The organism is Scytonema sp. UIC 10036 (genome assembly GCF_009725235.1).
Map to the genome: position 1 here is coordinate 1 of NZ_WJFC01000107.1, position 12,403 is coordinate 12,403.

Below are 12,403 nucleotides of genomic sequence, written 5' to 3' on the forward strand. Positions count from 1 at the left end.
AGGGGGAAAGACTAACTATGCCTTTTTGCCCAATACTTAATGCCCAATGTCCAAGTTAGGGGTGAGAGCCATTTGCCAAGGATCGAGATCTAATGGTAAATACACAATTAGTCAGTTGTCAGTTGTCAGTTGTCATTTGTCAATACCAATGACCAATGACTAATGACCAATGACCAATGACCAATGACCAATGACTAATGACTAATGACCAATGACCAATAATTACATACCCATGATTTCGTACCCTGCATCGACGTACAGGATTTGTCCGGTAATTCCGCTAGACAAGTCACTACATAAAAAAGCGGCTGCATTTCCCACCTCTAGTTGAGTGACAGTGCGTCTTAATGGCGCAACTTTCTCAACATGGTGAATCATGTCTAAAATACCTCCTACTGCACTGGAGGCGAGAGTACGAATAGGACCTGCGGATATGGCGTTTACCCGAATATTGGCTGAACCCATTTCAGCCGCAAGGTAGCGCACGCATGCCTCTAACCCGGCTTTGGCAACTCCCATAACATTGTAGTTGGGAATTGCGCGTACACCACCCAGGTAAGACAAAGTGACAATACTTCCTCCCTCCGTCATCAAAGGTTTAGCGATCCCTGCTAGCTGTACTAAAGAGTAAGTACTCACTTCCATTGCTAAATTAAAGCCGGAACGAGAAGTTTTGCTGAAGTCTCCACTCAGGTCATCTTTGCTAGCGAAGGCGAGGCAATGGATGAGGATATCTAGCTTACCCCACTTTTGCTGGATTTCTTCAAAGGTTGACTTAACCTGCTCGTCATTTTGGACATCACAAGGAAGAAACAAGCTGGGATTGAGGGGTTCTACCAGTTCAGCAACTTTCTTTTCCATTTTGCCTTTTTCATCTGGTAAGTAAGTAATTCCCAGATCGGCTCCTGCTTTATGCAGTTGTTGGGCGATCCCCCAGGCAATGGATCTGTTGTTTGCAATTCCTGTTACAATAGCTTTTTTTCCCGTCAGGTCAAGCATATTAATTCTTAATGTGAACTTTCTTGCTTGAGCATACTAGAATCTGACGCTAGTTGTCTGGAGTTTTGAGCAGTATTAGTAAATATCATGATCCGGGTACCTGTTAGCTACCAGAAAATTGTTACTGGAAGCATCGGGGAATCTCAATATATCTTCGGCTTTTTTCCAAAAAACTGTTTTTCAAAAACTTTTGTAATCAACTATTAAAAAGTACTAGATCTAAATAGGAAAAATTATGTATCATAATGAACAATTAACTATGAGCACCAGAGGATAAGTATAGGAAAGAACAGAAAGGTTGACAATGTGTTCTTGATTTTTCAGGTGTATTCTTAGGGAATTAGTTTTAATTTTTCCGGCATTGGGTAGGGGAAGGGAGATGATGACACAAGATAAAGCCCTAGCAAATGTTTTTCGTCAGATGGCAACAGGAGCGTTTCCTCCTGTTGTGGAGACGTTTGAGCGCAATAAAACCATCTTTTTCCCTGGCGATCCTGCCGAACGAGTTTATTTCTTATTGAAAGGTGCCGTTAAACTCTCCAGGGTGTACGAGGCAGGAGAAGAAATAACCGTAGCACTACTTCGGGAAAATAGTGTTTTTGGCGTTTTGTCCTTGCTAACAGGAAACAAATCTGATAGGTTTTACCATGCAGTTGCTTTTACACCTGTTGAACTGCTGTCAGCCCCAATTGAGCAAGTGGAGCAAGCACTCAAGGAAAACCCAGAGTTGTCAATGTTAATGCTGCGCGGACTGTCTTCGCGAATTTTACAAACAGAGATGATGATTGAAACCCTTGCTCACCGAGATATGGGTTCGCGATTGGTGAGTTTTTTATTAATTCTCTGTCGTGATTTTGGCGTTCCTTGTGCTGATGGAATCACAATTGATTTGAAGCTATCTCATCAGGCAATAGCGGAAGCAATTGGTTCTACTCGCGTTACCGTAACCAGGCTACTGGGTGACCTGCGCGAGAAAAAGATGATTTCCATTCATAAGAAAAAGATTACTGTCCACAAGCCCGTCACTTTAAGTCGGCAATTCACCTAAAATAGTGCTGAGTGTTGAGTCACTTCGTCAGAAGCAACTCTGTAGCTATGCTTAAAGCTCTCTTAAGAACTTAGCACTGTCCTCTAATTTCTCCACAGATGATGGCTGGAAGTAGTAGGCTGTATCTGGAAGGATTTCGTCGGTAGCTAAAAGATGACCACCGGGTACATCCTAATATTGGCAATATTAATTTTGGGAGGCGCGATTGCCACAGTGGGAGACCGTATTGGCACCCGAGTTGGCAAGGCGCGGCTCTCACTCTTCAATCTGCGTCCCAAAAACACAGCAGTACTAGTAACTATTCTGACAGGAACTTTAGTCTCGGCATCAACTCTGGCAATTTTGTTTGCTGCTGACGAAGGGTTGCGTAAAGGAGTATTTGAGCTAGAGGATATACAAAAAGACCTTCGTCGCAAGCGCGAAAGTCTTGAATCCACAACTCAACAACTGGATGTCACGCGGAAAGAACTAGAGCAAGCTAGAAAAGAACAACAAGAGAAAGAAGAACGCTTGCAAAAAACGAATGAGTCTTTAAAGGAGGCGATCGCAAAACAACAAGCAACGCAAAAGCAACTGAATCGCACGACAGAACAACTCAGCCGCACTCTGGGCCAACAAGCTCAAATTCAAGCTCAACTCCAAAATACGGAAACCCAACTCGATCAAGTGGTTGCACGCTACAAACAAACTGTAGCTGAACTGCAAAACGTTGATGTTGAGAAAAAAAAGCTGCTGGCAGAAGTAGAAAAACTTAGAATAGGACGGCAAAAACTGTTTGCTGAGGCAAAAAGAGCGATCGCCCAAGCTCAAGAAGCTATTGATAAACGCGATCGCGAACTAGCTAACCGACAGGAGGGTATTGAACAGCGAGACAAAAGAATTAATAACCTAGATCGGCTGATTCAAGAGCGCAACCAAGCCATTGCGGAACGAGAAAAAGTCATTGCTCAAAGGGAGTCTCGACTTAAAGATCTGGAAAAACAACAGCATGAACTAGAACAGGAAGTTGCGAGGCTGGAAAAATTCTACCAGTCCTACCGCGAACTGCGTTTGGGAAAACTTGCCTTGGTTCGAGGTCAAGTTCTCGCCTCTGGAGTTGTTCGTATTGAACAACCACTTGCAGCGCGTCAGGCGATCGTTCAATTGTTACAAGAAGCCAATCGAACTGCTAACCTCAAACTCACCGAACCCGGTGCAAACACAGAAAATTCACAGATATTGTTTGTTACTCAAGAGCAAATTGAGCAACTCAGCCAGCAAATCAAAGATGGTCGAGAATATGTGGTACGAGTGTTTAGCGCTGGTAACTATGTTAGAGGAGAAAATGGTATTCAGTTTTTTGCCGATGCAACCCTCAATCAAAAAGTCTTTACAGGAGGTGAGGTGTTAGCTGCTACAACAGCCGATCCCCAAAACATGACAGCCTATCAATTACGACAACGACTAGAATTATTAATTTCTGCTTCGCAATTTCGCGCCCGTAATGCTGGAATATTAGATGATATTCAAATAGACAGTACAGTTTATCGTTTTATGAGCCAATTGAGGCAGTATAATTTGCCACTAGACGTTAAAGCGGTTGCCGCAGAGGACACTTTCACCGCCGGACCACTCAAAGTCAAACTGATAGCAATTCAGAACGGGCAAGTTATTTTTAGTACTTGAATCAATACTGACTAATGACTATTCCTGAATTTTCACCAACGCAACCAGTCATTTTGGGCTTCGATCCAGGTCGAGATAAGTGTGGTTTAGCTGTCATGGGCGTAGATAGGCAACTTTACTATCATGAAGTTGTCCCCGCCGATGGTGCGATCGCTGCTATTTCTTCTTTGCGACAAAAGTATCCCATTTCCTTATTGGTTATGGGAGACCAAACAACAGCTAAGCGTTGGAAACAAAAACTCGCTCGAGAATTAACAAATTCATTAAACATTATTTTAATAGATGAGAGGTACACTACTTTAGAAGCACGCGATCGCTATTGGCAGATGTATCCTCCTAAGGGGTTGACAAGATTGCTACCACGTGGTATGCGACAACCCCCAAGACCAATAGATGATATTGTTGCCATCCTGCTAATTGAAAGATATTTAAATCGGCTAACAAATTATGAAGTATGAATTATGAAGTATGAATTATGAAGTATGAATTATGAAGTATGAAAGTACAATTCAGCATTCAGCATTTATAATTTTTCAGCATTCATCATTCATAATTCATAATTTCTCAAAGTTCTGCTCGAATCGTGAAAGCATAGTCTCCGCCCGGTTCGAGTTGGTAGTCTCGTTGCTCTAAAAAGCGCCCCAACGGTTCTTTAATTAAAGCACGTCCCTGAGAAGGCTTGACAGCAAGTTCCCCGCGACGGAAATGCCATTGGAACTGCCACTCAAAATCGCCTGCTCTAACTTCACCTTCAAGATAGCCTTGTTGCCAAGATTGACGGATAATCCTGACATGGGCAGTGGTTTCTGGTAAACGCTTGGCACTCACAACGCTTAATTGTCAAGTTTTAGAGTAAAGCTAACTTCTTATAGCTTTACATTAACTCAGCATAGCTCCAAATATCTCAATGGTAGGAATTGAACTAAATCAAGATTTTATAACATTTACAATTTTTACCCGTTAGGGTGCTTGTAGTTCATTCAATGGAAAAAGCTTTCTCCAATTAATGTATATTTATATACAAATTACTGTGGCTGAACACGGGTGATTGGAATCATAAATGATTTGTGAAAAATTTGTACCACTGTAGGTAGGGCTAAAGCGCACCATATGCAGCTTTTTTGCGGCATAACCTACTTATCTATATTTCAACAATTAAATAGAAATCCTATAAATAAAAATTAACATTACATTTTTTGTGAATCATTTAGCATATTTATCTGTCTTATCTGTTTGTCAACTAATTGCCACGAGATATACATACTATTTTCACATAGCTGTGTTATGTATTTGGTAGAAATTTACTGTTAAGTCAAAAAAATAATAACAAGTTATTTTTTTACAAATTAGAGATGATTTATAAATGACCTCTTAGATCGGTTGTAAAAAGAAAACAGTTGAATGAGAAAAAAAAGTAGTTATCTGAGAAATAAGATAACTACTTTTTTCTTTTTTTAGAAAGCGGTTTTTTCAAGCCAATTGAAGTTAACAAAAAATTCTACATAAAAACTTCAAAATATTAAGTAATATATGAAGAACACTTTAATAAAATTTGAATAATAATAATCGTGTAACTTAGTAAAAGTTCAGATTGAGTTCAGTTAATGTCATCTTAGTTTGAGAGAAATCACTACATATCAAACTAAAATTTCACGACTGATAATAAGCAACTTGGTTTAAGGATTAGTAAACTTAAACTATTTTGGTCTCCTCTAAAACACTCTTTCTGAAGAAATACTAAAGTGGGATTTTTTCTAATACATTGTATGGCTATGAAATAAGGAAGACATTCCTTATCAAAAATGAGTCTTGCTTTCGTATGCTTAAGCAGAATTCGTTACATTCTGCATAAAATACATTTTGCTTCAAAGAAAAACTACGTTGACCAATTGGAGGAATGTAATTATAATGCAACTCTACACACCAAGTGAAATAGATCGCTTTCAACAAGACCTACCCTATTTAATTGAAATCCAGCAGTGGATTAAAAATTTTTTGATAAAAACTCACCCAAATTTGGGTAGATCGGGTCTTGTATGCCCATATGTACCTCATGCACTTAAGACAAACAATATGCAACTCGGAGTGATTCGTGCTCAAGATTTGCAGTTACAGGAAATTGAAGAACTAGTTTTAAACTATAAAGATATTTTTTTGCAAAAAGAGCCAAGAAACAAAGACACTGAGTTAACTCAAACTATTCTCTTAATTTTTCCTGATATTAAGCTAGAAGATACTGCTCGACTTATTGATAGTGTACAACAAAAGCTCAAGGAATTTTTTGTGGATTCAGGTTTGATGTTAGGGGAATTTCACAAGCGCAATTATAGCCCAGGATTACATAACTCCAATTTTTATCCCCTTCAAAGTCCTATACCCATTTTAGCTATTCGCTTTATGGTTGAATCAGATTTACCGTTTCTTGTCAATACTGAAAATTTAGAACTTCGCATTAAGTATCTCAAAGCCTATTTACGACATTTTGAGAATAAAAATCATGAAAGTCAAAATATAAATCATGCTCGTTACGCTTTGGAATTAGCACAAGAGCAACTTCAAAATGAAAAGTTATTCGATTTCTGTTGCGATCGCTCATAAAAGTCCTTGTCTTCAAAGAGAATTTCAGAGATTTTGCTAATTCACCCAGTCATTCAAAATTTTGTTTTTCCTAAAAATCGTGTAATTGCTGTTAGACAGTGTATCTCCATGAGCAACATTAAACCAATAAATAACACCTTAGAGTTATGTATTCATGAACTATTTGAGGCGCAAGTAGAGCGATCGCCTGATGCTGTTGCTGTTGTATTTCAAAACAAACAACTCACCTATCGACAGTTAAATCAGCAAGCCAACCAATTAGCACATCACCTGCGTGGATTGGGTGTAGAAAAAGAAGTTTTAGTTGGGATATGTGTAGAGCGCTCTTTGGAAATGATAGTGGGGCTGTTAGGAATTCTAAAAGCGGGAGGGGCATATGTACCTCTCGATCCAGCATATCCCGAAGAGCGTTTAGCCTTCATTATTGAGGACACTCAAGCACCAGTACTGCTAACCCAAAAGCACTTGGTTCACAATTTACCCACTTGTAAAGCAGAAATTGTTTGTTTGGATAGCGATTGGCAACAAATAGCCCAGAACAGCCAAGACAATTTTGTTTGCGAAACAACAGTCGATAACCTGATTTACGTCATTTATACCTCTGGTTCCACGGGACAACCCAAAGGGGTGATGATTCCTCACCGTGGAATATACAACCAACTTTACTGGAGGCAAACCAGTTTTGGATTAAGCCAATTAGATAAAGTTTTACAAACTATTTCTTTTAGCTTCGATCCTTCTGTATGGCAGATATTTTGGTGTTTGTTGTTTGGAGGACAGTTAATCTTACCCCATCCCGGCGGACATCAAGACACTGCGTATTTAGTGAAGACTGTGATTGAGAAACAAATTACCGTTCTCGCTTTAGTACCTTCCATACTCCGCGTGCTGCTAGAAGAAGAGGGAATTGAGAACTGTAAAAGCCTTCGACACATAACTTGTGGCGGAGAAGCCTTACCCATAGAATTGGTAGAACGGTTTTTTACCCGCCTGAATCTGGAGAATGTTCTGCATAACTGCTACGGTCCTACTGAAGCTTCCATTGATACAACTTTCTGGACTTGTCAGCGTGGCACTCATGGTATATATGCTCCTATTGGTCGCCCAGTCAGTTATGCAGCAATTTACATATTAGATGACAACTTGCAACCCGTACCTGTTGGCGAACCGGGTGAATTGCATATTGGTGGTGTAGGATTGGCGCGGGGCTATTTTAACCGTCCCGAACTAACAGATGAAAAGTTTATTCCCAACCCTTTTAAAACAGCAAATAATTCTTCTGGATTGACCTCTTCAGACCGCCTTTATAAAACAGGGGATTTAGTGCGTTATTTACCTGATGGAAATCTTGAGTTTCTAGGTCGTATCGATCATCAGGTTAAGATTCGGGGCTTCCGCATTGAATTAGGAGAAATTGAAGCTAAACTGGGCACGCATCCAGCCGTGCAACAAACTTTAGTGATGGCGCGAGAGGACATTCCAGGTAACAAACAATTAGTGGCTTATGTTGTGGTAAATGCGGAACAAAACTCCACACAAGGCCCCAGTCCTGCTGAGTTGCGCCTTTTCTTGCAGGATAAGTTGCCTCACTACATGGTACCTGCCAGCTTTGTCTTTTTAGATACCATGCCATTAAATCCAAATGGTAAGGTAGACCGCCATGCTTTACCCGCACCAGAAAAAGGAAGTGACAAAAATAACTTTGTGGAACCCCGCACTCCTCTTGAGCGGGTTCTGGCAGCCATTTGGGCAGAAGTTCTGGGTTTGGAAGTCATAGGTATTCACGATAACTTTTTTGAGTTGGGGGGACATTCACTGCTAGCAACACAAGTGGTATCTCGGATGCGTCGGGCTTTGGGTGTAGAAATTAAACTACAATTGCTGTTTGAGAGACCAACAATAGTGGACTTGGCACCCCAGGTTTTACTTATTCAAAACCAAGGAACTAATTTCTCGAAAGATTGTACAATTCCCCGATTGGTCAATCGACAATCCGCCCCTCTGTCCTTTGCCCAGCAGAGAGTTTGGTTTTTGGCGCAGTTGGAGCCAAACAGCCCGACTTACATCATCTCTCAAGCATTTCGGTTGCTGGGAACATTAGATGTAGGCGTATTGCAGCAGTCTTTAGACGCAATTGTTGCTCATCATGAAGCACTCCGAACAAATTTTATTGTCTCAGTTGATGGTAGCCCCATACAAGTTTTTCAGGAACCTCGCTCTGTGGAACTAAAGGTCATTGACTTTACACAGGAGCAAAAAAGCAAAACTAACTCCCATCTGCTAGATTCCCTCAACCAGGAAGCACAGCGTCCTTTTAACTTATCGTCTGATTTGATGCTGCGAGCAACGTTGTGTTACGTAGACCATCAAGAGCATGTGCTTTTGCTGGTGATGCATCATATTGCTTCTGATGGCTGGTCAATGGGTATTTTATGGCGGCAATTGGCAATTGTGTATAAAGCTTTCGCGAACAAATTGCCAAATCCATTGCCAAAACTGCCAATTCAGTATGCGGACTTTGCTATTTGGCAACGTCAACAGCTATCGAGTCGAGTACTCAACCAACAGCTAGACTACTGGAAACAACAGTTGGCGGGTGCAAATACTGTACTAGAATTGCCTACCGATAAACTACGTCCTCCGGTACAAACTTACCGAGGCGCAATGCAATCTTTGATACTACCCCAGACACTGGCAACATCTTTGACAGTGCGATCGCAACAGGAGGGGGTGACCTTGTTTATGACGTTGCTTGCAGCATTTGGGACACTTTTGCACCGTTATACCGGACAAGAAGATATCCTTATTGGTTCTCCTATTGCAGGTCGCAATCGGACTGAACTTGAAGATTTGATTGGATTTTTTATCAACACTGTAGTTTTGCGGATTAATTGTTCCGGGAATCCCAATTTTACTACCCTACTGAATCGCGTTCGTCACATAGCATTGGGGGCATATACCCACCAAGATATGCCTTTTGAGAAATTAGTGCAAGAACTACAGATAGAAAGAGATACCAGCCGCAACCCACTGTTTCAAGTGTGGTTTAATATGCTGAATTTAAAGGACATTCAATTAGAATTGGCCAATTTGACTGTGGAACCTTTCTCAATGCCAGAAGTTCCTTCTAAGTTTGACTTAACTCTATATGTGACAGAACAACAGCAAGAAATCAAACTGGAATTAGTTTATAACGCCGATTTATTTGTACCCGATCAAATGGAGGAAATGCTTGCTCAGTTCCATCATTTGCTCGTTCAGATTGCGGAAACTCCACAACAGAATCTTTCTTCTTTATCGCTGGTTACTTCCAAAGCCGCATTACTTTTACCAAACCCTCAGCAAACACTTTGCATACAGTCAGAAGCAGCCGTTCATACTAAATTTTCTCAACAAGCTCAAAGAGTACCGCAAAACTTGGCAGTTGTGGATGCACGAGTTGCTTGGACTTATGCCAAGCTTGAAGAACTGAGCAATCAATTGGCTCACTATCTGTTGGCAAATAATATCCAATCTCAAGATGTAGTTGCTATTTACGGACAAAGAAGTGCTTTGTTAGTTGTCGCAATTCTGGGTGTTTTGAAAGCGGGTGGTGCTTTTGTCATTCTCGATCCGGCTTATCCCACTTGTCGCTCGATTGATTGTCTTGAATTGGTTCAACCTCGTGCTTGGCTGCAAATTGCTTCAGATTCTCAAGTTTTGGTTGAATGGAACCGCAGATGGACGCGGATGGACGCGGATGAGGATGAAGTCGTGTTTGATTCGGATAAGAACTGCTACAGTTTTTGCTGTTTGGAAATATCTCATGACTCAATTTTGGCAGCATTACAAAGTTATCCTAAGAGTCACCCAGAAGTGACAGTGGAACTTGATGATTTAGCTTATGTTGCTTTTACCTCTGGTTCTACGGGTCAGTCTAAGGGTATTAAAGGTAGCCACAGACCTTTATCTCATTTTGTGCAATGGCATCAAAAGACTTTTGGTTTGTGTGAGTCTGATAAGTTTAGCATGCTTTCTGGTTTATCTCATGACCCTTTGTTAAGAGATATTTTCACACCCTTGTCATTGGGAGCTACTTTATGTATTCCCCAGCAAGAGGAGATTGAGACCTTAGGACAGCTGAGTGATTGGATGCGAGTGATGAAAATTAGTGTTGCTCATCTGACACCAGCAATGGCACAACTACTGACAGCAAAGACCGAAAGCCAAACCACAGACTTACGTTATGTATTTTTTGCTGGTGATGTGCTGATGCCACAAGATGTCACAAATATCTATCGTTTTGCTCCCAACGTAACTTGTGTCAATTTTTATGGTGCTACTGAAACACCCCAAGCTATGGGTTACTTTGTTATACCTGAAGGTTGTGGTGTTGGTAGCCCAGTCCCCAGTCCCCATACCCCAATTCCTCTAGGTCGAGGTATTGAGAATGTACAGTTACTTGTTTTGACTGACGCGTTGCAGTTAGCCGGGATTGGCGAGGTCGGAGAGATTTACGTTCGCACCCCTTACTTATCTTCTGGTTATGTTGGCAGCGATGCCTTAACTCAAGAACGTTTTATTGTCAATCCATTTACTAAGATTGCTACTGACCGACTTTATAAAACGGGAGATTTGGGACGTTACTTACCCAACGGTAACCTTGAGTTTTGCGATCGCATTGACAATCAAGTCAAAATTCGTGGATTCCGGATTGAGTTGGGCGAAATTGAAGCTGTATTGAGTCAATATCCCTGTGTTCGAGAAGTTGCTGTTCTTCTAAGAGAAGACATTCCTGGTGACAAGCAGTTAGTAGCATACGTTGTTCTCAAGGAAAAACAAAGTTCCACAATGAACGAACTCAAGCAATTTCTCACTGAAAGACTTCCTAGATATATGATTCCAGCTTCCTTTGTGATGCTAGAGACATTACCCCTCACTCCTAACGGTAAACTCAACCGCGCCGCCCTTCCAATACCTGAGGTAGAAAAGAAAACTTTTGTTGCTCCTCGTAACGAGTTGGAACGTGAGTTGGTAGAGATTTGGGAACAAGTCTTAGGTATTCAGCCTGTTGGTGTGAGAGATAATTTTTTTGATCTGGGAGGACATTCTTTACTCGCACTGAAGCTATTCGCGCAGATCGAGCAAAAATATACCCAAAAACTGCCTCTTGCCACTCTTTTTCAATCGGGTACAGTAGAAGCCATTGCCAAAATACTTTCTCAGTCTAAAGAAGAATTTGTCCGATGGTCTTGCTTGGTACCAATTCAACCCAAAGGTTCTAAACCACCACTGTTTTGCATTCATCCCCTTGGTGGAGAAATTTTGTGTTACCACTCGTTAGCACAGCACCTTGGTTTAGATCGACCGTTTTATGGCATACAACCACAAGGAATAGATGGAAAACTGCCTTTCTTAACCAAAATAGAAGACATGGCAGCACTTTATATAAGGGAAATTCAGTCTATTCAACCAAAAGGTCCTTATTTTCTGAGTGGTTATTCTTTGGGGGGTATTATTGCTTATGAAATGGCTCAGCAATTTTACTTACAAGGTGAAAAGATTGGAATGCTTGCTATGCTTGATACCTGCCTTCCTGGGTATAGCAGTCGGTTGCCATTCTTTAAGCGAACTTTGGTACATATTAGTAATTTTTTGGAAGAGGGACCTGCGTACTTGTGCCAAAAGTTTCGTGGTTGGAGGGAATGGACTCAACACAACATCACAAATAAGTATTTAGAATATTTAAGGATTTCAGAATCTTTGCCTGACAACGATTCGCACGTAGCACTGATAGAGGCTAGCATAGAAGCTGTCAAACAATATACTTTTAAGAAATACTCAGGTCAAGTGACTCTTTTGCGGACTTCTGACAAACACCGAGACAAGGAAAAAGCGGTAGGTATAAAATACGATCCGCACTTTGGTTGGAGTCATATAGTGACGGGAGAAATAAATGTTCATCTTGTTCCCGGTTCTCATATCACCTTGTTTGAGGAACCTCATGTCAAGGTGCTAGCGGAAAAATTGAAGCATTGCCTTGAAAGTTGGGAGTAGTACTTTCGTACTACTCATTCCCAGCCTCTGGCTGGGAATACATTACTAGAGGCTCTG

7 protein-coding genes are annotated in these 12,403 nt (G+C 41.0%); 5 read left to right on the forward strand and 2 right to left on the reverse strand.

Annotation, left to right across the window (positions count from 1 at the left end; translation table 11 throughout):
* Nucleotides 1-222: 222 nt before the first annotated feature.
* Nucleotides 223-999, reverse strand: coding sequence for an enoyl-ACP reductase FabI (gene fabI, locus F7734_RS36465; protein WP_155749369.1), 777 nt, complete (start codon nt 997-999; stop codon nt 223-225).
* Between the two features lie 379 nt (nt 1,000-1,378).
* On the opposite strand from fabI, the gene ntcA reads away from it, so the two are divergent.
* The 3 genes from ntcA (at nt 1,379) to F7734_RS36480 (ending at nt 4,170) form a co-directional block, all read left to right on the forward strand.
* On the forward strand, nt 1,379-2,047 hold the full coding sequence (ntcA, locus tag F7734_RS36470) for a global nitrogen regulator NtcA (protein ID WP_033336565.1): 669 nt from the start codon (nt 1,379-1,381) through the stop codon (nt 2,045-2,047).
* A 153-nt stretch (nt 2,048-2,200) separates the two neighbouring features.
* The gene (locus F7734_RS36475; RefSeq protein WP_155749370.1) at nt 2,201-3,712 is read left to right on the forward strand and encodes a DUF3084 domain-containing protein; all 1,512 of its coding nucleotides are present in this window, start codon (nt 2,201-2,203) and stop codon (nt 3,710-3,712) included.
* A 14-nt stretch (nt 3,713-3,726) separates the two neighbouring features.
* The gene (locus F7734_RS36480; RefSeq protein WP_155749371.1) at nt 3,727-4,170 is read left to right on the forward strand and encodes a pre-16S rRNA-processing nuclease YqgF; all 444 of its coding nucleotides are present in this window, start codon (nt 3,727-3,729) and stop codon (nt 4,168-4,170) included.
* Between the two features lie 106 nt (nt 4,171-4,276).
* Here the strand turns inward: F7734_RS36480 and F7734_RS36485 are convergent, their stop codons facing one another.
* The gene (locus F7734_RS36485) at nt 4,277-4,540 is read right to left on the reverse strand and encodes a DUF3146 family protein (protein ID WP_166482376.1); all 264 of its coding nucleotides are present in this window, start codon (nt 4,538-4,540) and stop codon (nt 4,277-4,279) included.
* A 1,080-nt stretch (nt 4,541-5,620) separates the two neighbouring features.
* On the opposite strand from F7734_RS36485, the gene F7734_RS36490 reads away from it, so the two are divergent.
* Together F7734_RS36490 and F7734_RS36495 are read left to right on the forward strand one after the other, a co-directional pair.
* Nucleotides 5,621-6,310, forward strand: a complete 690-nt coding sequence (locus tag F7734_RS36490; protein ID WP_155749372.1) for a DUF6875 domain-containing protein — start codon at nt 5,621-5,623, stop codon at nt 6,308-6,310.
* Nucleotides 6,311-6,418: 108 nt separating this feature from the next.
* Nucleotides 6,419-12,346 (forward strand): non-ribosomal peptide synthetase, encoded by a 5,928-nt coding sequence (locus F7734_RS36495; RefSeq protein WP_155749373.1) that lies wholly within the window; start codon nt 6,419-6,421, stop codon nt 12,344-12,346.
* Nucleotides 12,347-12,403 lie beyond the last annotated feature (57 nt).